The sequence below is a fragment of the Achromobacter sp. HZ01 genome (assembly GCF_003267925.1).
In the GTDB taxonomy this organism is placed as follows: Bacteria; Pseudomonadota; Gammaproteobacteria; order Burkholderiales; family Burkholderiaceae_B; genus Achromobacter; species Achromobacter pulmonis_A.
In genome coordinates, this window is the sequence record NZ_LWKV01000001.1 from 814,392 (window position 1) to 833,625 (window position 19,234).

At 68.9% G+C, this 19,234-nt stretch carries 19 protein-coding genes; 9 read left to right on the plus strand and 10 right to left on the minus strand.

Translation table 11 applies throughout. The features are described 5' to 3' along the window. The 4 genes from A6B37_RS03890 to A6B37_RS03905 all read right to left on the minus strand — a co-directional run bounded on the left by A6B37_RS03890 (position 1) and on the right by A6B37_RS03905 (position 4,247). The gene (locus A6B37_RS03890) at positions 1-906 is read right to left on the minus strand and encodes an ABC transporter permease (protein WP_111824961.1); all 906 of its coding nucleotides are present in this window, start codon (positions 904-906) and stop codon (positions 1-3) included. A gap of 1 nt (position 907) precedes the next feature. Continuing rightward, positions 908-1,825, minus strand: a complete 918-nt coding sequence (locus A6B37_RS03895; RefSeq protein ID WP_102776007.1) for an ABC transporter permease — start codon at positions 1,823-1,825, stop codon at positions 908-910. 67 nt (positions 1,826-1,892) lie between these two features. After that, complete coding sequence (locus A6B37_RS03900) at positions 1,893-3,467, minus strand: ABC transporter substrate-binding protein (RefSeq protein ID WP_111824962.1); 1,575 nt, start codon at positions 3,465-3,467, stop codon at positions 1,893-1,895. A 63-nt stretch (positions 3,468-3,530) separates the two neighbouring features. Then, a complete protein-coding gene (locus A6B37_RS03905) occupies positions 3,531-4,247 on the minus strand; it encodes a GntR family transcriptional regulator (RefSeq protein ID WP_102776009.1) in 717 nt (238 codons plus the stop codon). A gap of 197 nt (positions 4,248-4,444) precedes the next feature. Here A6B37_RS03905 and A6B37_RS03910 point away from each other — a divergent pair, with 197 nt between their 5' ends. The 3 genes from A6B37_RS03910 to A6B37_RS03920 all read left to right on the plus strand — a co-directional run bounded on the left by A6B37_RS03910 (position 4,445) and on the right by A6B37_RS03920 (position 7,771). Next, entirely contained in the window at positions 4,445-5,626 is a 1,182-nt protein-coding gene (locus tag A6B37_RS03910) for an aminotransferase class V-fold PLP-dependent enzyme (protein WP_111824963.1), read from the plus strand. An 11-nt stretch (positions 5,627-5,637) separates the two neighbouring features. After that, positions 5,638-6,693 carry a serine hydrolase gene (locus tag A6B37_RS03915; RefSeq protein WP_210405774.1) on the plus strand — a complete coding sequence of 352 codons (1,056 nt, stop codon included), beginning with the start codon at positions 5,638-5,640 and terminating at the stop codon, positions 6,691-6,693. Positions 6,694-6,760: 67 nt separating this feature from the next. Next, positions 6,761-7,771 (plus strand): aldo/keto reductase, encoded by a 1,011-nt coding sequence (locus A6B37_RS03920; protein ID WP_111824964.1) that lies wholly within the window; start codon positions 6,761-6,763, stop codon positions 7,769-7,771. Here the strand turns inward: A6B37_RS03920 and A6B37_RS03925 are convergent. Continuing rightward, positions 7,744-9,078, minus strand: a complete 1,335-nt coding sequence (locus tag A6B37_RS03925; protein WP_102776012.1) for an MFS transporter — start codon at positions 9,076-9,078, stop codon at positions 7,744-7,746. The two genes, A6B37_RS03920 and A6B37_RS03925, sit on opposite strands and share 28 nt — an antisense overlap. Positions 9,079-9,135: 57 nt before the next feature. Next, complete coding sequence (locus A6B37_RS03930) at positions 9,136-10,773, minus strand: choline dehydrogenase (protein ID WP_111824965.1); 1,638 nt, start codon at positions 10,771-10,773, stop codon at positions 9,136-9,138. Positions 10,774-10,983: 210 nt separating this feature from the next. On the opposite strand from A6B37_RS03930, the gene A6B37_RS03935 reads away from it, so the two are divergent. Further along, positions 10,984-11,808, plus strand: a complete 825-nt coding sequence (locus A6B37_RS03935) for an IclR family transcriptional regulator (protein WP_111824966.1) — start codon at positions 10,984-10,986, stop codon at positions 11,806-11,808. Between the two features lie 10 nt (positions 11,809-11,818). Here the strand turns inward: A6B37_RS03935 and A6B37_RS03940 are convergent, their stop codons facing one another. After that, positions 11,819-12,535 (minus strand): FCD domain-containing protein, encoded by a 717-nt coding sequence (locus tag A6B37_RS03940; protein ID WP_102776015.1) that lies wholly within the window; start codon positions 12,533-12,535, stop codon positions 11,819-11,821. Between the two features lie 136 nt (positions 12,536-12,671). Between A6B37_RS03940 and A6B37_RS03945 the strand changes: the two genes are divergently transcribed. Both A6B37_RS03945 and A6B37_RS03950 read left to right on the plus strand, forming a co-directional pair. Next, positions 12,672-13,682: a tripartite tricarboxylate transporter substrate binding protein gene (locus A6B37_RS03945; RefSeq protein WP_246842361.1), complete on the plus strand. Its 1,011-nt coding sequence runs from the start codon at positions 12,672-12,674 to the stop codon at positions 13,680-13,682. 58 nt (positions 13,683-13,740) lie between these two features. Beyond that, the gene (locus A6B37_RS03950) at positions 13,741-14,940 is read left to right on the plus strand and encodes a M20 aminoacylase family protein (protein ID WP_111824967.1); all 1,200 of its coding nucleotides are present in this window, start codon (positions 13,741-13,743) and stop codon (positions 14,938-14,940) included. A 7-nt stretch (positions 14,941-14,947) separates the two neighbouring features. Here the strand turns inward: A6B37_RS03950 and A6B37_RS03955 are convergent, their stop codons facing one another. Continuing rightward, positions 14,948-16,387 (minus strand): DHA2 family efflux MFS transporter permease subunit, encoded by a 1,440-nt coding sequence (locus A6B37_RS03955; protein ID WP_111824968.1) that lies wholly within the window; start codon positions 16,385-16,387, stop codon positions 14,948-14,950. 29 nt (positions 16,388-16,416) lie between these two features. Further along, positions 16,417-16,839: a VOC family protein gene (locus A6B37_RS03960; RefSeq protein WP_111824969.1), complete on the minus strand. Its 423-nt coding sequence runs from the start codon at positions 16,837-16,839 to the stop codon at positions 16,417-16,419. A 98-nt stretch (positions 16,840-16,937) separates the two neighbouring features. Between A6B37_RS03960 and A6B37_RS03965 the strand changes: the two genes are divergently transcribed. From A6B37_RS03965 to A6B37_RS03975, 3 genes are all read left to right on the plus strand, one after another. Then, positions 16,938-17,282 (plus strand): GFA family protein, encoded by a 345-nt coding sequence (locus A6B37_RS03965; RefSeq protein WP_102776019.1) that lies wholly within the window; start codon positions 16,938-16,940, stop codon positions 17,280-17,282. 115 nt (positions 17,283-17,397) lie between these two features. After that, positions 17,398-18,009: an LON peptidase substrate-binding domain-containing protein gene (locus A6B37_RS03970; RefSeq protein ID WP_111824970.1), complete on the plus strand. Its 612-nt coding sequence runs from the start codon at positions 17,398-17,400 to the stop codon at positions 18,007-18,009. A gap of 22 nt (positions 18,010-18,031) precedes the next feature. After that, on the plus strand, positions 18,032-18,853 hold the full coding sequence (locus tag A6B37_RS03975; protein ID WP_111824971.1) for a hypothetical protein: 822 nt from the start codon (positions 18,032-18,034) through the stop codon (positions 18,851-18,853). A 7-nt stretch (positions 18,854-18,860) separates the two neighbouring features. Here A6B37_RS03975 and A6B37_RS03980 read toward each other — a convergent pair whose 3' ends face one another. Further along, the gene (locus tag A6B37_RS03980; protein WP_111824972.1) at positions 18,861-19,232 is read right to left on the minus strand and encodes an I78 family peptidase inhibitor; all 372 of its coding nucleotides are present in this window, start codon (positions 19,230-19,232) and stop codon (positions 18,861-18,863) included. Between the last annotated feature and the right edge of the window lie 2 nt (positions 19,233-19,234).

Here is a 19,234-nt window from a genome sequence, read left to right on the forward strand (position 1 = left end):
TCAGGACCTCTCTTCCGGCGCGAGGAGCTGGTGCAGCCCGTCGCCGGCCAGGTTGATGGCGAAGATCAGCAGCGCCAGCGCGGAGCCGGGTATGGCGATCAGCCAGAACGAGAAGAACATATAGGCCTTGGCCTCCGAGATCATCAGGCCCCAGGACGGCAGCGGCGGCTGCACGCCCAGGCCCAGGAACGACAGCGAAGCCTCCAGCAGGATCGCGCTGGCCGCCTCCAGCGTGGCGATCACGATCAGCTGCGGCACCACGTTGGGCAGCACTTCGCCGCGCACGATGCGCCAGGTGGAGGCGCCGGCGGCCTGCGCCGCGGCCACGTATTCCAGCGAGCGGACCTGCTGGGTGGCGCTGCGCATGACGACCGCGTAGCGGTCCCACTTGAGCAGCCCCAGCACCAGGATCACCACCCACAGCGAACCGCCGACGATGGCCACCGTGGCCAGCGCCACCAGGATCACGGGCATGGACAGGCGGGTGGTGATGAGGAAGGACACGGCCATGTCGGTCTTGCCGCCGAAGTAGCCGGCCGCCATGCCCAGGGCGGTGCCGATCAGGCCGGAGATCAGCGCCACGGCGACGCCGATCAGCAGCGAGATGCGCGCGCCGTAGAACAGGCGCGAGAGATAGTCGCGGCCCAGCTGGTCGGTGCCCAGCGGATGCAGCCAGGTGCCCTTGGCATACCAGACCGGCGGCGCGGTGCGGTAGGCGAGGTCCTGGTAATACGGATCGTGCGGCGAGATCCATGGCGCCAGCAGCGCGATCAGCACGATGGCCAGCAGGATGCCGCCGCCGGCCAGCAGCGCCTTGTTGCGCCGCAGCCGCCGCCAGCGCAGGGCGGAGACGGACAGTTCCGGGGGCGCGGCGGGCACGGCGGGAGTGAGGATGGGCGCGCTCATGTCAGGACACCCGGATGCGCGGATCGAGCCAGGCGTTGGCGATATCGGAGGCCAGCGTCAGCAGCACGTACAGCACGGACAGCAGCAGCACGATCAGCTGCATCACCGGATAGTCCTTGTAGGTGATGCTCTGGTAGGCCAGGTAGCCCAGGCCGTCCAGCGCGAAGATGGTCTCGATGACCACCGAGCCGCCCAGCAGGTAGCCCAGCTGCACCGCCGCCAGCGCCACCACCGGCACGATGGCGTTGCGCAGCGCATGCTTGAAAACGATCTTGCGCGCCGGCAGGCCCTTGGCCCGCGCGGTGCGGATGTAGTCGGCGGCCAGCACCTCGATCATGCCGGCGCGGATCAGCCGCATGAAGGCCGGCGCCACGTAATAGCCCAGCGCGATGGCCGGCATCACGAAGTGCTGCCAGCTGCCGCTGCCCGAGACCGGCAGCAGGCGCAGCGTGATCGAGAACAGCATGATGAGGATCAGCGCGAAAAAGAAATTCGGCAGCGCCTGGCCCAGCACCGCCACGGCCAGGCAGAAACGGTCGACCAGGCTGTCCTTGTACAGCGCGGCCAGCACGCCCAGCGGAATCGACACCAGCAGCGCGAAGCCCAGCGCGGCCAGGCCCAGCATCAGCGTGGTCTCCAGCTTGGACAGGATCAGCGGCCCGGCCTCGGTCTTGAAATACACCGAGGTGCCGAAGTCGCCCTGCAGGATGTGCCAGAGCCAGTCCGCATACTGCACGGCCAGCGGCCGGTCCAGGCCGTAGGTCTTGCGGATCATTTCGATGTCGGCCTGGCGCGCGCCTTCGCCGGCCAGCGCCAGCGCCGGGTCGCCCGACAGGTGCAGCAGCAGGAACGCCAGGATCGAAACCGTCAGCGCCACCAGCAGCGCCAGGCCCAGGCGCCTGATCGTGAAATAAAGCATAGGACTCAGCCTCTTTCGCTTCCGTCTGCGATGCGCGCCGCCGGAACCGCCCGGCGGCGCGCGCCTCTTACTTCCAGCTCATGTCCCAGAAGCGCACCAGTTCATCCGAATACGGTTTGAAGTTCACGTCCTTGGTGGCGACGTAATAGGCCGGCAGCGTCCAGAGCGGCACCGCGTAGGCCTTCTTGGCGATCAGGTCCAGCGCCTCTTTGTAGGCCGCCTTGCGGGCCTCGGCGTCTATGGTGTGGTCGCCCTTGTCGAGCAGGTCGCGCACCTGCGGGTCGCGGGTGATGTCGTCGTTGCCGAACGAGAAGTAGACTGGCGTGGAGGCCGACACGTCGTTGACCAGGTTGGAGCCCCAGGTCTGGTGCGTGAGCGAGGCCTTGCCGGCGCGGATCATGTCGCGCATGGCCGCGTACTGCAGGAAGTTCAGCTTGGCGCGTATGCCCACCGCCTGCAGGTAGTTGATGATCGCTTCGGTCTGGTTGCGCTCGCGGTAGGCCACGATGTCGATGTCGAAGCCGTTGGGATAGCCGGCCTCGGCCAGCAGCTTCTTGGCCTGGGCCGGGTCGTACTTGTAGACCGGCGCGCCTTCCTGGGTACAGCCCACCTGCGACGGCGTGCAGATGGTGTTGATGAGGCCGCCGCCTTCGCCCACGATGTTCTTCAACATGGATTCGCGGTCGATGGCGTGGATGATGGCGCGGCGAACCCGCTCGTCCTTGAGCTGCGGCGCCGGCGTGCCTTCCAGGATGTTCATCTGCATGAACACGATGCGCATGGTGTTGCCCGTGACCATCTGCAGCTGGGGCATGGAGCCCAGCTGCTCGGCCTGGTCCTTGGGCACGCTCATGATCAGGTCTTCGCCGCCCGAGATGACTTCGGCCATCTGCGTCTGGCGGTCGGGTATGAAGCGGATGACGACCTTGCCGATCTTGGGCTGCGCCTTGGGCGAATCCTTGAAGTAGTCGGCGTTGCGCTCCAGCGTGATGGACTTGCCGGGCTGGTAGTCCACCACCTTGTACGGGCCCGAACCCACCGGCTTGGCGTTCATGCCCTTGGGGCCGACTTCCTGGTAGTACTTGGCGGGATGGATGGCGGCGGTGGTGGACAGGTATTCCTTGGCGCCCGGGAAGGGCTCCTTGGTGGTCAGGCGCACCTTGTACTTGTCGATCTTCTCGACCTTGTCGATCCACGCAACGTTCTGCTGCGTCACGGCCTTGTTCTTGGGGTCGGCCACGTAGTTCAGGGTGTACACCACCGAGTCGGCGTCGAACTCCTCGCCGTTGTGGAATTTGACGCCCTGGCGCAGTTCGAACTCCATGGTCTTGTCGTCGACCTGCTTCCAGCTCTTGGCCAGCTGCCCCTTGTACTCGTTGGTGACCGGGTCGCGGTAGAGCAGGGTGTCCCAGACGTTGGCGGCGATGATGACGCCGATGCGCACGTTGTTGAAGTATGGGTCCACGCTTTCGGGCGCCTGGTCGTAGGCCATGCGCAGGGTGTCGTCCTTCTTGCCGGCCAGGGCCGGCTGGGCGAGGACGGCGGCGCAGGCCAGGGCGGCGGCCAGGATCGCGAACCTGGGACGGCGGTGAGACGGGAGTGAAGCAGGAACGATACGAGGGGGGACGCGGTAATCGGCCATGGCGAGGCTCCTGTGGAAGTCACTGCACGTACTGCGTATCTGCTGCGTGTCCGGGCGGGCGGTTCAGCCGGAATCCGGTGCGGGCGGCTGCAAGGTCCTGAGGGCGGCGTCGCACTTGCGCTGCAGGTGCTGGCGCATGATGCCGGCCAGCCGGTCGGCGTCGCGCGCCTCCAGCGCCTCGGCCATTTCGATGTGCTCGCGCATGGCCAGGTCCCACTTCTGGCGGTTTTCGTTGGACACGAAACGCAGGTTCTGGATGCGCGCGTTCTGGGCGTCGTACAGCTGCTTGAGCAGGCCGTTGTGCGAGGCCAGGCTGATGCGCTCGTGGATCTCGCGGTTGAGGCGGAAATACGAGGGCAGGTCGCGGCGCGCGTGGCTGGCCATCATCTCGTAGGTCAGCGCCCGGATCTCGGCGATCTCCAGGTCGGTGGCCCGTTCGCAGGCCAGCCGGCAGGACATGGCTTCCAGCCCGCCGATGACTTCGAAGGCTTCGCGGATATTGGCTTCGGACAGCGCCACCACCTGGGCGCCGCGGTTGGGTTCGATCTGCACCAGCCCTTCGGCGGCCAGCAGGCGGAAGGCCTCGCGCAGCGGCGTGCGCGACACGCCCAGCAGGTCGCACAGCGCCCGTTCGTTCAGGCGCGAGGCCGGCGGGAATTCGCCCTGGATGATGCGCTCGCGCAACTGCCCGGCCACCGTGGCCGGCAGCGTGCGGCTGGCGCCGGACAACTGCGCCGCGGGCGCGGGGTCGGCGTCGGGTAGGCTAAGCGCGCTGCTCATTGGTATACAAAAATTCCCCTGTTTTTCCGCACTATAAACCTGCTTTCCCCTCGGCCTGATGGGTGTATACCCTAGGTTAATTACGTAAAAACAATGGGATAGAGTGACGCATGCCGTAGGTCCGCACGCCGGGCATACGCTGTTCGTTTGCCGGGCTTTTCGTTGGTATACAAAAACTATTCCATCTGGGGTGACATATGTTCAGCCTGAACCCGCACTCATCCGGCCGCCACTTCCTGCAGATTCCGGGCCCCACCAACGTGCCCGACCGCGTGCTGCGCGCCATCGACCAGCCCACCATCGACCACCGCGGGCCGGTCTTCGGCGCGCTGGGCCTGGAGGTGCTGGCCGGCATCCGGCAGGTGTTCCAGACGCAGGGGCCGGTGGTGATCTATCCGTCCTCGGGCACCGGCGCCTGGGAGGCCGCGCTGGTCAACACGCTGTCGCCGGGCGACCGGGTGCTGATGGCCGAGACCGGGCATTTCGCCAGCCTGTGGCGCAAGCTGGCGGGGCGGCTGGGCCTGGAGGTCGACTTCCTGGAAGGCGACTGGCGCCATCCGGCGGACCCGGCGGCCATCGGCGCGCGCCTGGCCGCTGACGCGCAGCACCGCATCAAGGCCGTGTGCGTGGTGCACAACGAAACCTCCACCGGCGTGACCAGCGACGTGGCCGCGGTGCGCGCGGCCATCGACCGCGCCGCGCATCCGGCGCTGCTGATGGTGGACACGATCTCGTCGCTGGGCTCCATCGACTACCGCCACGACGAATGGGGCGTGGACGTGACGGTGGCGGGTTCGCAGAAAGGCCTGATGCTGCCGCCCGGCCTGTCGTTCAACGCCGTCAGCGCCAAGGCGCTGGCCGCGGCCGACACGGCGCGCCTGCCGCGCTCGTACTGGGATTGGCGCGAAATGCTCGGGCCCAACGAACGCGGCTACTTTCCGTACACGCCCTCGACCAATCTGCTTTACGGCCTGCACGAAGCGCTGGCCATGCTGCGCGAGGAAGGCCTGGCGCAGGTCTACGCGCGCCACCGCCGCCATGGGCAGGCGACGCGCCTGGCGGTGCAGGCCTGGGGGCTGGAACTGCTGAGCCTGGACCCGGCCGCGCACAGCCCGGCCCTGACCGCGGTGCTGATGCCGCCCGGGCACAGCGCCGACGCCTTGCGCAAGGCGGTGCTGGAGCGCTACGACATGTCGCTGGGGCAGGGCCTGGGCAAGCTGGCCGACCGCGTCTTCCGCATCGGCCATCTGGGCCATTTCAATGACCTGACGCTGTGCGGCGCGCTGGCCGGCGTGGAGATGGGCCTGGCCGCGGCCGGGGTGCCGCATCGCGCCGGCGGCGTGCAGGCCGCCATGGAATTCCTGAAATCGCAACCATAACGAGGCAAGCAATGAACACCCTCATGCAGCAGGCGATCCAGTTCGCCAACGACCACGAAACCGCCTGGGACCGCAGCGTCGACGGCGTCTTCGGCGTGCACCTGAACGATCCGCCGCCCTGGAACCGCCTGCTGGGTCCCATCCACGACCGCGGGCCGGTCTCGGGCGTGGTGGTGGTGGACGGCAAGACCGTCGCCGAGTGGGGCGAGCCCGAGCGCGCCGACCTGACCTTCAGCGTGGCCAAGCTGTACCTGGCGATCCTGGCCGGCGTGGCGCATGACCGCGGCCTGCTGCCGGACGTGGACGAGCCGGTCGGCAGGCGCGTGCCCGGCATCGGTTTCGACAGCGGCCAGAACGCCGACATCACCTGGCGCCACCTGCTGCAGCAGACCAGCGAATGGGAGGGCGAGCGCTTCGGGGTGTCCGACCAGGCGGACCGCTACCGCGCCGTCACCTTCGGCGTGCCGCCCGACGGCAAGAAGGGCGACGCGCGGCCCTTGCAGCGCCCCGGCACGTACTGGGAATACAACGATGTGCGCATCAACCAGCTGTCCTATGCGCTTCTGCACCTGTTCCGCAAGCCGCTGCCCGAGGTCTTCCGCGAGGCGGTGATGCGCCCGATCGGCGCGAGCGAGAACTGGCGATGGGTGGGCTACGACAACGCCTGGGTCGAGATCGACGGCCAGCGCATGCCCTCGGTGCCGGGCGGCTCGCACTGGGGCGGCGGCATGTCGATCAGCGCCCGCGACCAGGCGCTGATCGGCCAGATGCTGCTCAACGGCGGGCGCGCCAACGGCCGCCAGGTGCTGTCGGAAGATTGGATACGCGCCATGCGCACGCCCTGCGACATCGCGCCGTACTACGGCTACCTGATCTGGCTGAACCACGAAGGCCGCGTGTTCCCCAGCGTGCCGGCCTCCAGCTTCTTCGGCGTGGGCGCGGGCAGCTCGTTCACCTGGGTCGAACCGGAACGCAAGATGGTCGTGATCGTGCGCTGGCTGGATTCGGCCCACGCCGACGCCTTGTTCGGCAGGATACTGGCGGCGGTGGACGCGGGCGGGGCGTGACGGGGCCGCGGCGCGCATAATCCGGGGTATGGTGTATCCAACCCCCCACAACCCAAGGAATCCACTCATGAACTACCGCCGGCTAGGCAGCAGCAATCTCCGGGTATCGCCGTTGTGCCTGGGCACCATGATGTTCGGAGAGCAGACGCCCGACGAAGAGGCCGCGCGCATCGTCGCTTCGGCGCGCGACCGCGGCCTGAATTTCATCGACACCGCCGACGTCTACAACGGCGGGCGCTCGGAAGAAGTGGTGGGCCGGCTGCTGGCCGGGCAGCGCCACGACTGGGTGCTGGCCAGCAAGATCGGCAACGCCGTGGGCAAGGGCCCGAACCAGTCGCACTATTCGCGCCAATGGCTGATCCGTGGCGTCGAGGCCAGTCTGGTGAGGCTGGGCACCGACTTCCTGGACATCCTCTACCTGCATCGCGACTACCACGAGGAAAACCTCGAAGAAGCGCTGTGGGCGCTGGGCGACCTGATCCGCGCGGGCAAGCTGCGCAGCTACGGGCTGTCGAACTTCCGCGGCTGGCGCATCGCCGAGGTGATGCGCCTGTGCGAACGCTTGGGCGTGCCGCAGCCGGTGGTGTGCCAGCCGTACTACAACATGCTCAACCGCGGCCCCGAGGTCGAGATCCTGCCGGCCTGCGGCCATTACGGCCTGGGCGTGGTGCCCTACAGCCCGATCGCGCGCGGCGTGCTCACCGGCAAGTACCTGCCGGGCCAGGCGCCGGCCGCCGATACCCGCGCCGGGCGCGGCGACTCCCGCATCCTGGCCACCGAGTTCCGCGAGGAGTCGCTGCAGATCGCGCAGAAGCTGGTGGCGCACAGCGCCGCGCGCGGCGTGCAGGCGGGGCATTTCGCCACCGCCTGGGTGCTGGCCAACCCCATCGTCACCGCCGTCATCGCCGGGCCGCGCACGCTGGCGCAGATGGACGACTACTACGCCGCGCTGGACGTCGCCATCACGCCCGAGGACGAGGCCGTGGTCAACGGCTGGGTGACCCCGGGGCACGCTTCATCGCACGGCTACAACGACCCCAACTATCCGTTCTACGGCCGGCCCGTGGCGGCCGGCTGAAGCGCGCGGGCCGCGGCGTCCTCGTCGGGCTGCTTGCCGCGCCCGATGAGCCATGCGCACGCCGCCGACACCACGCCCGAGAACAGCACGTACAGGCAGATCAGCCAGGGCTGGCCGCCGCCGGCCTTGAGCAGCGCGGTGGCGATGATGGGCGTGATGCCCGAGGCGAAAATGCCCGAGAACTGGTAGACGAAGGAGATGCCGGTGTAGCGCACCCGGGCGTCGAACAGTTCGCAGAACAGCGCCGCCTCCGGCCCGTACACGGCCGCGTACAGGATGCCGAACGGGATGATGATGGCCACCCAGATCAGCACCGCGCTGCCCTGGCTGTTGAGCATCAGCCAGAAAGCGGGAAACGAGGCCAGCGCGGTGATCAGCGAGCCCCAGAAATAGACGCGCGTGCGCCCGACGCGGTCCGACAGGCGGCCGAAGAACGGGATGAAGAAGCACATGACCAGGGCCGCGGCCATCACGCCGATCAGCGCCTCGGTGCGCGTGATCTTCACGGTCTGCGTGAGATACGAGATCGTGAACACGCCGAACACGTTGAAGAACACCCCGTCGATGTAGCGCGCGCCCATGCCCTTGAAGACGTTGCCCGGAAAGCGCCGGAACATGTCTGCGAAAGGGATGCGGCTTTCGGCGTTGTTCTTCTTGACCGCGGCGAACTCCGGCGTTTCCTTGATGTTCAGGCGGATGTACATGCCCACCAGCACCATCACCGCCGACAGCAGGAAGGCGACGCGCCAGCCCCAGGCCATGAATTGCGCGTCGGTCAGCAGGGTGGACAGCAGGGCCACCGTGCCCGAGGCCAGGCACAGCCCGATGGCCAGGCCTATCTGCGGCAGCGACGCGTACAGCCCTTTCTTGCCGGGCGGCGCGTATTCGTAGGCCATCAGCACCGCGCCGCCCCATTCGCCGCCCAGCCCGATGCCCTGGAACACGCGCAGCAGCAGGAGCAGGATGGGCGCCCAGATGCCGATGCTGTCGTAGGTGGGCACCAGGCCGATCAGGAAGGTGGCCACGCCCATGATCATCAGGGTCATGACCAGCATGCTTTTCCTGCCGATGCGGTCGCCGAAGTGGCCGAAGATCAGCCCGCCCAGCGGCCGGGTGACGAAGCCGACCGCGAACGTGGTGTAGGCCAGCATGGTGGAGACCAGCGGGTCCCCGGCCGGGAAATACAGCTTGTTGAACACAATGCCTGCGACGACGCCGTACAAGAAAAAGTCGTACCACTCGATGGTGGCGCCGATCAGCGACGCGGCGACGACCCGGCGCACCGCGGCTTCGTTCTGCTTGGCCATGTCTAGTCTCCTTTGGTGTGGCGGCCGGCCCGTCTGCGCGGGCCTGGGCCGTGGGTGTCAGGCGGCGGCCTGCAGCGTCTGCGGATGCGCCTGGGTATGCTCCTGCAAAATGAAATCGGCCGCGCGCTCGGCCAGCATGACTGCGGGCACGTTGGTGTTGCCGGAAACCAGCGTCGGCATGATGGAACAGTCCACCACCCGCAGCCCCGCCACGCCATGCACGCGCAGCTGCGCGTCGACGACCGCCAGGGGATCGCTGCGCGGCCCCATCTTGGCGGTGCCGCTGGGGTGGAAGATGGTGGCCCCGTACTCGCGGCAGAAATGCAGGATCTCGTCGTCGCTGCGCACCTCGGGCCCGGGGCGGAATTCGCGCTTCATCATCGCCGCCAGCGGCGCCGTGGCGGCCAGCCGCCGCGCGTACTGGACCGCCGCCACCGTCATGCGGCGGTCCAGTTCGGTGGACAGGTAGTTCGGCTGCATGGACGGCGCCTCGAAGGGATCGGCGCTGCGCAGGCGCACGCGCCCGCGCGACGAGGGGCGCAGATGGCATACCGAATAAGTGCAGCCCGAGAACGGGTGTACCTTGCCGCCGGCCATGTCGGCCGACAGCGTGGCGAAATGGAACTGGGTGTCGGGCGTGAGGCTGGCCGGATCGACCCGGCAGAACAGCCCGCCCTGGTTGATGCCCACGGCCAGCGGTCCGCCGCGCAGCAGCAGCCATTCCAGACCCATGCGGATGCGGCCGGGCAGCGTGCGCAGCTGGTCGTTGGTGGTGATGGGACGCGTGGTTTCGTAGATCAGCCGGATCTGCAGGTGGTCCTGCAGGTTCTCGCCCACGCCGGGCAGGTCGCGCACCACGCCGATGCCGAACTGGCGCAGCAGCGCGGCCGGCCCTACGCCGGAGAGCTGCAGCAGCTGCGGCGACTGCAGCGCGCCGGCGCACAGTATCACTTCGCGGCGCGCGCGCACGGTGCGCACCTGGCCGTGCTGGCGGTAGCGCACCCCGCAGGCGCGGGTGCCCTCGAACAGAATGGCCATGGCGTGCGCGTCGGTTTCGATGCGCAGGTTGGCGCGGCCTTGAGCCGGACGCAGGTAGGCGACGGCGGTGGAGCAGCGCCGGCCGTTGCGGGTGGTGAGCTGGTAGTAGCCCACGCCTTCCTGTTCGCCGGTATTGAAGTCGTCGACCTGGGCAATGCCCAGGTTCTGCGCGGCGGCGATCAGGCCCTGCACCAGCGGATGCGGGGTCTTGATGGAGGTGGCGTTGAGCGGGCCGTCGGTGCCGCGCGTGGGGCCGGGGCCGAGGTCGTTGTTTTCGAGCTTGCGGAAATAGGGCAGGCAGTCGTCCCAGCCCCAGCCGGGATTGCCGGCGGCGGCCCAGGCGTCGTAGTCGCGCCGCTGGCCGCGGATGTAGATCAGGCCGTTGATGGCGCTGGAGCCGCCCAGCGTGCGGCCGCGCGGCCAGTAGATGCGCCGGTCCAGCATGTTGGGATCGGGATCGGTGTAGTAGCCCCAGTTCACGACCTTGTGGAACATGGTCTTGCCGTAGCCGATGGGGATGTGGATCCACGGATAGCTGTCCTTCGGCCCGGCTTCCAGCAGGCAGACGGAATGCGCGCCGCTGGCGCTCAGCCGGTTGGCCATCACGCAGCCGGCCGAGCCGGCGCCTACGACGATGTAATCCACGGTATCGGACATATCCGCAAGCTCTCCCTGCAGCGGGCCGCCGCACGCCCCTGACGGCGCGTTTACCCTGCTTGTCGTTGTGGGGCGCAGTTATATACGCTGTGATGCCATGCGCTGCAGTGCCTGGACCCGGCGTCGCGCGGGCCTGCGGGCACTGACGCTGAGAGCGATTCTAGGAAGCGTGCGCGCAGCGCAAAGCACAACCGGCGCAAGCGCAGAAAAGTGGAACAGAAAATGCAAAACCGGTTTCAAAATCGCAGCGCAGCATCGGAGGAGCCGCAGGACACGGCGCGCTCGCTGCGGGCGTTGCTGGTGCTGGAACACCTGGCGCGGGCCCAGCATCCGCCCACGCTGGCGCAGCTCGCGCAGCGGCTGGACATGCCCAAATCATCGCTGATGCGCCTGCTGGCGGCCATGCAGCGCGCCGGCTTCGTGGCCGCCACGCCCACCGAGAACGGCTACGTGCCGGGCCCGCAGGCCTCGGCGCTGGCGCTGGCCACGCTGCGCGCCTCGGCCTTCACCCGCGAATGCCGCGCGGTGCTGGCGCAGCTGGTCGGCACGCTGGGTGAAACCTGCAATCTCACCGCGCCCGACGGCGACCGCGTGGTCTATATGGAACGCGTGGAGACTGCCGAACCGCTGCGGCTGTTCTTCGCGGTGGGCAGCCATGTGCCCATGCATTGCACCGCCAGCGGCAAGCTGTTCCTGGCTTCCATGAGCCGGCTCGAGCGCAGCCGGGTGCTGGCGCGGCTGCCGCTGACCCGCAACACGCCGCGCACGCTGACCGATCCGGCGCGGCTGGAGGAAGAGCTGGAGCGCCTGGCCGCGCGGGGCATCGGCATCGACAACGAGGAGTTCGTGCGCGGCATGAGCGCGGTGGCGGTGCCGGTGCGCGCCGCCGACGACCGCGTGGTGGCGGCGGTGGCCTGCCATGCGCCCACGGCCCGCGTGATGCTGGACGAACTGCTGCGCGCGGTGCCGGTGCTGGAGCGCGCGGCCCAAGCCATGTGCGAGGTGCTGGCGCAGCACCGCGCCGGCGCGGGCTGAGCGGCGCGCCTCAGGCCGAAGGCGTGAACAGTTCGGGCGGCAGCTTCGCGACGGCTTCGTAGGTGAGGCGGATGTGGCTGGCCAGCAAGGAGCAGGCCAGGTCGGCGTCGCGCGCCAGCGTGGCGTCGAGGATGCGCTGGTGCTCGTCGTGCAGGTCGCGCGCGATGGGCTTGCGGGTGACGGTCAGGCGGCGGTAGCGCTCGGCCTGCTGGTACAGGATGCCCAGGAAGTGGTGGCGCCAGCGCGAGGGACAGGCGCGGATCAGTTCGCGGTGGAATTCGCGGTTGCGCTGTTCCCATTCCTCGAAGCGGGCTTCGGGGTCGGCGGCCAGGCGCTGCTCGGCCTTGCCCAGCCGGTGAAAGGCCGCCAGCACCGCGCTTTCCCAGTCGTCGTCGCCCACGGCGATGGACTGGCGCAAGGCCTCGGTTTCCAGCAGCACGCGGTTCTCGGTGATGTCGTGGAAATCCTCCAGCGAGATCGGGGTGACGTGAAAGCCGCGCTGCCCGTGGGCGATGACCAGCGCGTCCGAGACCAGCAGCGCCAGCGCCTCGCGCAGCGTGCCGGCGCCCACGCCGTAATCGTCCTTCAGATGTTCGACCCGCAGGCGCGAGCCGGGCGGAAGTTTGCCCTGGATGATGTCGCGGCGCAGGTTGACGTAGGCCGTGCCCACGAGCGTGTGGGCCGAGGCGGAATGAGCGAGCGGGGGCAGGGAAGTACCGTCAGACATGACGCTACTTTATCATGCGCGGAAAAAATCTCGATAAAAATTGTTGACGCCGAGATTTGTGCTGCTTATCGTAGAAAAGCGCGCCACGCAGAATGACCGGCATCCAAGCCGGCGGCAGGCGCACAGGAGACATACTGTGACACGGCTACACGAGTCCCGCCGACGGCGGCGGCCCTTTCTGCGCCGCGCCGCGGCCGGCCTGACGGCGCTGGCCGCGCTGCTGATCGCCCCGGCGCCGCACGCCGCGGACTGGCCGAGCCGGCCGGTGACCATCCTGGTCAACGGCGGGCCCGGCAGCCTGCCCGACCTGTTCGCGCGGCCGCTGGCCGAGCGGCTGCACCGGTCGCTGGGCCAGCCCGTGGTGGTGGAGAACAAGCCGGGCGCCGGCGGCATGCTGGCGATGCAGCAGCTCAAGTCCGCGCCGGCCGACGGCCATACGCTGGCCCTGGTGACCAACGCGCACCTGGTGTGGAATCCGTATATTTTTCCGGCCCTGACCTACGATCCGGCGCGCGACCTGCTGCCGGTCAGCCCGCTGGCCATCATCCCGATGGCGCTCACGGTCAACGACAAGCTGTCCGCGCAGTCGCTGGGGCAACTGCTGGCGCAGGCGCGCCAGCAGCCGGGCAAGCTGAACTACGCCTCGTCGGGCAACGGCAGCCCGCCGCACGTGCTGTTCGAAATGCTGCGCGAGCAGGCCGGCGTCGACATCATGCACGTTCCGTTCAAGACCGGCACCGGCGCGCTCAACTCGGTGCTAGCCGGCGATACGCAGATGTACTTCGCCGGCACCGCGCTGGTCGAACCCATGGTCAAGGACGGCCGGCTGCGGGTACTGGCCATCAGCGAGACGGTGCCGGACGCCGCCTTCGGCAAGGCGCCGACGCTGGCCGAGCAGGACTTCCGCGGCTTCGAGGGCGCGGTGTGGCTGGGCGTGGCCGCCAGCGCCGGCACGCCCGAGGCGATCGTGCAGCGCCTGAACGCCGAGATCGGCCGCGCGCAGCAGGACGGCGCGCTCAAGCAGATGTACGCCAGCCACGGCTCGCTGCCGTACCATCTGGCGGCGGCCGACTTCGCCCGGCGCGTCGCGGCGGAACGGGACGCCTCCGGCCCGGTGCTGCGCAAGCTGGGCATCAAGCCCGACTGATCCCCCGCCTTCTTTTCAACCCGTTATCGCGGCCCCTGCGCGGGGCCGGCATCGCCACATGAACCTGATCGAAGACATTGTTGAACACGCGCCTTCCATCCGCGCCATCCGCCGCGACATCCACGCCCATCCAGAGCTGGCGTTCCAAGAGAACCGCACCGCCGACCTGGTGGCGCAGCAATTGGAGAGCTGGGGCATCGCCGTGCACCGCGGCTTCGGCAAGACCGGGCTGGTGGGCGTGATCCGCAACGGCAGCTCGGCGCGCACGGTGGGCCTGCGCGCGGACATGGACGCGCTGCCCATGCAGGAGGCCAACCGGTTCGACCATGCCAGCAAGCACGCCGGCGTCATGCACGCCTGCGGCCATGACGGCCATACCGCCATGCTGCTCGGCGCGGCGCAGCACCTGGCGCGCCATCGCAATTTCGACGGCACGGTCTACCTGATTTTCCAGCCGGCCGAAGAGCGCGGCGGCGGCGCGCGCGAAATGATGCGCGACGGCCTGTTCGAGAGATTCCCCATGGAAGCGGTGTTCGGCATGCACAACATGCCCGGCATTCCGGTCGGCTGCTTCGCGTCGTCGCCGGGGCCGGTGCTGGCGTCCAACAGCGAATTCCACGTGACCATACGCGGCAAGGGCGGCCACGCGGCCATGCCGCACCTGGCCATCGACCCGATACCGGCGGCCGGCCAGATGATCGAGGCGTTCCAGACCATCATCAGCCGCAACAAGAAGCCGTTGGAGACCGCGGTGATCTCGGTGACCATGCTGCGCGCCGGCGAGGCGGTCAACGTGATCGCCGACACCTGCGAGCTGCGCGGCACGGTGCGCGCATACACGCGCGAAACGCTGGACCTGATCGAGCGCCGCATGGGCGAGATCGCGCGCCACGTGGCGGAGATGTTCGGCGCCGAGTGCGATTTCGTCTTCACCCGCCACTATCCCTCGACCATCAACCACGAGGCCGAAACCGCCTTCATGCGCGAGACGCTGGCCTCGGTGGTCGGCGCCGGGCGCGTGCTGGCGCAGACGCCCATCATGGCGGCCGAGGATTTTTCCTTCATGCTCGAAGCGGTGCCGGGCAGCTATTGCTTCATCGGCAACGGCGACGGCGACCACCGCGAGGCCGGCCACGGTGCCGGCCCCTGCCTGGTCCACAACACCAGCTACGACTTCAACGACGAGCTGCTGCCCATCGGCGCCAGCGCCTTCGTGAAGCTGGCCGAAGCCTGGCTGGCGCGGCCCGCGCGGGGCTGAGGCCGGCTCAGTGCGGCGCGCCGGCCTCGGCCGGCACGCCGCGGTTGCGCGCACGCAGCAGCGCCGCGCTCAAGGCCGCCGCCAGCGCGGCGATGACGGCGCCTGCCAGGAAGGTGAGCTGGTAGCCGCCGTTGAGCGCCGCGGTGGCGCTTGCGCCCGCCTGCGTCAGCGTGGCGCTGCGGGCCGCGGCCAGGCTGGCCAGCACCGCCAGGCCGAGCGCGCCGCCCATCATGAAGGCGGTATTGACCACGCCCGAGGCCAGGCCCGACTGGCTGGGCTCCACGTCGTTCATGGCCGCCAGCAGCAGGGGATTGAAGGCCACGCCGGCGCCCAGGCCCAGCAGCAGCATGCCGGGCAGCACGTCGGCGGCGAAGGCGCCGTCGATCGGCGCGCGCGCGAACAGCGCCAGCCCCAGCGCCGCCAGCGACAGGCCGGCGGCCAGCGGCAGCCGGATGCCGAAGCGCATCACCAGCTTTGCCGACAGGCCCAGCGAGAAGGCCGCCATGATGAGGTTGGCCGGCAGGAAGGCCAGCCCGACCTGCATGGCCGTATAGCCCAGCACCAGCTGCATGTACAGCGCCGACACGAAGAACCACGCGAACATGGCCGCGGCCCACAGCACGCCGACGACGTTGGCGGTGGCCACGTTGCGCAGCCGGAACAGCGCCAGCGGCATCAGCGGCGATTCGACGCGCGCCTCGATCCACAGGAACAGCGCCATCAGCGCCGCGGCCACGCCCAGCAGGGTCAGGGATTGCGCCGAGGTCCAGCCGGCCTCGTTGCCGTTGACCACGGCATACACCGCCAGCATCAGCGAGACCGTGACGGCCAGCGCGCCGGCCACGTCCAGGCGGGCGCCGGCGGCCGTCGGCGCGGCGCGCGGGATCAGCCGCAGGCACAGCGCGTAGACCAGCACGCCGATGGGCAGGTTGACCAGGAAGATCCAGTGCCAGGACAGCGCGCTGGTCAGCAGCCCGCCCAGCAGCACCCCGATACTGCCGCCGCCGGCGCAGACGAAGCCGTATACGCCCATGGCGCGGGCGCGCTCGCCGGTCTCGGTGAAGAGGTTCATGATGAGCGAGAGCGACACGGCGGAGACCACCGCGCCGCCCAGCCCCTGGACCGCGCGCGCGCCGATCAGCAGCGCCTGGCCCTGGGCCACGCCGCAGGCCAGCGAGGCCAGCGTGAACAGCGTCAGGCCGGCCAGGAACATGCGGCGGTGTCCCAGCAGGTCGCCCAGCCTGCCGCCCAGCAGCAGGAAGCCGCCGAAGGTGAGCATGTAGGCGTTGACCACCCAGACGAGCGAGGTCTCGGTGAAGTGCAGGTCCTGGCGGATAGAGGGCAGGGCGACGTTGACGATCGTGGTGTCCAGCACGATCATCAGCACGCCCAGGCATAGCACCAGCAGCGCCCACCAGCGCTGCCTGCCGTGGATTCCATGCGTCATCGGGTATCGCTTCCTTGGAGAGGTCGTGTTCAGTGGGCCATGCGGCCGCCGCTGACCATCCAGCGGGTGCCGTAGCGGTCGATCAGCGCGCCGTAGGCCTCGGCCCAGAAGGTCTTCTGCAGCGGCAGCGTGATGTTGCCGCCGTCGGCCAGCTGGTCGAAGACGCGCTGCGCATCGGACACCGTGGGGTAGGCCAGCGCCACGCCCTGCTTGCCCGGATAGGGATGGGCGGCGGTGGCGTCGCTGCCCAGCAGCGTCTGCTGGTCCAGGCCCAGGCGCGCGTGCATGATGCGCCCGGCGTCCTCGGCCGACAAGGGCGGCATGGCGGCGTCGGGCGGCGCGTCGGCGTAGCGGATCAGCGCCTCCAGCCGGCCGCCCAGCACGCGCTCGTAGAACTGCATGGCCTCGGCGCAGTTGCCGTCGAAGCTGAGATAGGCGGATAGTTGGGGCATGTTCTCTCCGGAAGATGAGACGGAAGCGGTGCCAAGAAGGCCGCCGCCGCTCTATGATGGAAGCCCGACTCACGTAATCAGTAATCAGGAGCCAGGCCATGCAAAAAGGAAGCTGCCACTGCGGACAGATCGCGTTCGAGGTCGACGGCGACGTGTCCCAGGTCCTGGAATGCAATTGCTCGTACTGCAGCCGCAAGGGCTATCTGCTGTGGTTCGTGCCGCGCGCCAGCCTGCGCATCACTTCGTCCACCGATCGCATGTCGACCTACCAGTTCAACAAGCACGTGATTTCGCATCACTTCTGCGCCGATTGCGGCTGCGCGCCGTTCGCTTTCGGCGTGAGCCCGCAGGGCGAGGAAACGGCCGCGGTGAACGCGCGCTGCCTGGAGACGGTGGCCCTGGACACGCTCACGCGCATTCCGTTCGACGGGCGCAGCGCGTAAGCGGCGCGGCGCACCCGGCCGCGCCGCGGGCTCCATCATAGGGCAATGGCGGGCGCCGCGATACGACGGCCGCGTGACATGTTTTTTCAGCGTTTGCGTCCAATAGGAGGCTGCCATGTCGCTGATACCGCTGTTTCCGCTATCGAACGCGCTTTTTCCCGCGGGCGTGCTGCATCTGCGCGTCTTCGAGGTGCGCTACCTGGACATGATCCGGCGCTGCATCGCCGATGGCAGCGAGTTCGGCGTGGTGGGCCTGCTGTCGGGGCAGGAGGTGCGCACGCCGGGCGGCGGCGAGACGCTGGCGCCCGTGGGCACGATGGCCCGCATCGACGCCTGGGACGCGCCCATGCCGGCGCTGCTGGAGCTGCGCTGCGTGGGCACGGGGCGTTTCCGGCTGCTGTCCAGCGAGGTGGCAAAATACGGCCTTTGGATGGGGCAGGCCGAGCCCATCGCCGACGATCCGCCCGCGCCCGTGCCGGCGGCCATGCAGGCCAGCGCCGACGCGCTGGGGCGCCTGGTGGCCCAGTGGCAGCGCGAAGGCGTGAGCGCCGAGCGCATGCCGGTGGGGCCGCCCTTCAGGCTGGACGACGGCGGCTGGGTCGCCAACCGCTGGTGCGAGCTGCTGCCGCTGCCGCCGGACGACAAGGCGCGCCTGCTGGCCATGACCGATCCGGTCGGGCGGCTGGCGGCGGTCCAGGACGTGCTGCGCGGCCAGGGGCTGGCTTGAGGCAAACCTGCATTTGGACACAATGGACATCAGGATAGACGAGGGCCTGCGCGCCTATATAGACCCTTTGACCGAAGACGAGTACGCGGCGCTGGAACGCAGCCTGCTGGCCGAAGGCTGCCGCGACGCGCTGGTGCTGTGGGGCGACCTGCTGGTCGACGGACACAACCGCTACGCGCTGTGCCGCAAGCACGGCATTGCCTTCCAGACCATCCAGAACACGCGCTTCCAGTCGATCGAGGATGTGCACCTTTGGATGATAGAAAACCATCTGGGCCGGCGCAGCGTGTCGGACTTCCAGCGCGGCGTGCTGGCGCTGCGCAAGAAGGAAATCCTGCAGGCGCGCGCCGCCGCCGCCGCGCCCGACGATCCGCCCTGGGACGAGGGTTCCGATGCGCCGCCGCTGCCGGCGCAGGCCATGCCGGTCCCGAGCCGCCAGGCGCTGGCGCGCGCCGCGCGCATCAGCAGCAACACGCTGGGGCAGATAGAAAAAATCCAGAAGGCCGCCGCGCCCGAGCTGGTGCGGGCCGTCAAGGAAGGGGCGATCTCGATCAACGCGGCCGCCGCGGTGTCTTCGCTTCCGGCCGAGCGGCAGGCGGCCGCGGTGGCGGGCGGCAGAAAGGAATTGCAGCAGGCGGCGCGCGAAGTGCGCCAGGCCAAGGCCCCGCCGCGCGAGCCGCGTCCCGAGGAACCCATCGAGAACATCGCCGACATGCCGGCCGAAATCGCGCGCCTGCGCGAACTGCTGGCGCGGCTGACGGACGAGCGCGACCAGCTGAAGAAAAAAGTGATGCACCTGACGGTGGCGCTGGCCGAAGCGCGCAGCGCCGCCGGCGGCGACTGAGGCGTCTTCAGCCGCAGCGGATCGCGGTCATGACGTCCTTGTCGTCGACGATCAGGTTCAGGCGGGTGGCGTTGTATTCCATGGTTACGACCTGGCCCGGGCGCAGCATGCGGGCGGTGGCGCTGCCGCTGCGCGTGCGCAGGTCTTCCATCACGGACGGGGTGGCCTTCTGGCCGATCTGCGACTGCAGCGCCGCGGCGTCGCAGGTCTTGCCGCCATAGCCGGAGGCGCTGGACATGCCCGAGGAGGAAGCGGCGCCGGACGAGGACGATGCGCTGGAGGAGCTGGAGCCCGATGCGCTGGACGAACGCGGTGCTCCGGTGTTGGCGCATGCGGCCAGACTGGCGACCAGCAGGAAGGGAATCAGCTTGCGGATCATGT

What these genes read in the sequence shown, in the direction of transcription:
- A6B37_RS03890 (WP_111824961.1), bottom strand. Translation starts at nt 906, where the DNA reads ATGAGCGCGCCCATCCTCACTCCCGCCGTGCCCGCCGCGCCCCCGGAA.
- A6B37_RS03895 (WP_102776007.1), bottom strand. Translation starts at nt 1,825, where the DNA reads ATGCTTTATTTCACGATCAGGCGCCTGGGCCTGGCGCTGCTGGTGGCG.
- A6B37_RS03900 (WP_111824962.1), bottom strand. Translation starts at nt 3,467, where the DNA reads ATGGCCGATTACCGCGTCCCCCCTCGTATCGTTCCTGCTTCACTCCCG.
- A6B37_RS03905 (WP_102776009.1), bottom strand. Translation starts at nt 4,247, where the DNA reads ATGAGCAGCGCGCTTAGCCTACCCGACGCCGACCCCGCGCCCGCGGCG.
- A6B37_RS03910 (WP_111824963.1), top strand. Translation starts at nt 4,445, where the DNA reads ATGTTCAGCCTGAACCCGCACTCATCCGGCCGCCACTTCCTGCAGATT.
- A6B37_RS03915 (WP_210405774.1), top strand. Translation starts at nt 5,638, where the DNA reads ATGAACACCCTCATGCAGCAGGCGATCCAGTTCGCCAACGACCACGAA.
- A6B37_RS03920 (WP_111824964.1), top strand. Translation starts at nt 6,761, where the DNA reads ATGAACTACCGCCGGCTAGGCAGCAGCAATCTCCGGGTATCGCCGTTG.
- A6B37_RS03925 (WP_102776012.1), bottom strand. Translation starts at nt 9,078, where the DNA reads ATGGCCAAGCAGAACGAAGCCGCGGTGCGCCGGGTCGTCGCCGCGTCG.
- A6B37_RS03930 (WP_111824965.1), bottom strand. Translation starts at nt 10,773, where the DNA reads ATGTCCGATACCGTGGATTACATCGTCGTAGGCGCCGGCTCGGCCGGC.
- A6B37_RS03940 (WP_102776015.1), bottom strand. Translation starts at nt 12,535, where the DNA reads ATGTCTGACGGTACTTCCCTGCCCCCGCTCGCTCATTCCGCCTCGGCC.
- A6B37_RS03950 (WP_111824967.1), top strand. Translation starts at nt 13,741, where the DNA reads ATGAACCTGATCGAAGACATTGTTGAACACGCGCCTTCCATCCGCGCC.
- A6B37_RS03955 (WP_111824968.1), bottom strand. Translation starts at nt 16,387, where the DNA reads ATGACGCATGGAATCCACGGCAGGCAGCGCTGGTGGGCGCTGCTGGTG.
- A6B37_RS03960 (WP_111824969.1), bottom strand. Translation starts at nt 16,839, where the DNA reads ATGCCCCAACTATCCGCCTATCTCAGCTTCGACGGCAACTGCGCCGAG.
- A6B37_RS03965 (WP_102776019.1), top strand. Translation starts at nt 16,938, where the DNA reads ATGCAAAAAGGAAGCTGCCACTGCGGACAGATCGCGTTCGAGGTCGAC.
- A6B37_RS03970 (WP_111824970.1), top strand. Translation starts at nt 17,398, where the DNA reads ATGTCGCTGATACCGCTGTTTCCGCTATCGAACGCGCTTTTTCCCGCG.
- A6B37_RS03975 (WP_111824971.1), top strand. Translation starts at nt 18,032, where the DNA reads ATGGACATCAGGATAGACGAGGGCCTGCGCGCCTATATAGACCCTTTG.
- A6B37_RS03980 (WP_111824972.1), bottom strand. Translation starts at nt 19,232, where the DNA reads ATGATCCGCAAGCTGATTCCCTTCCTGCTGGTCGCCAGTCTGGCCGCA.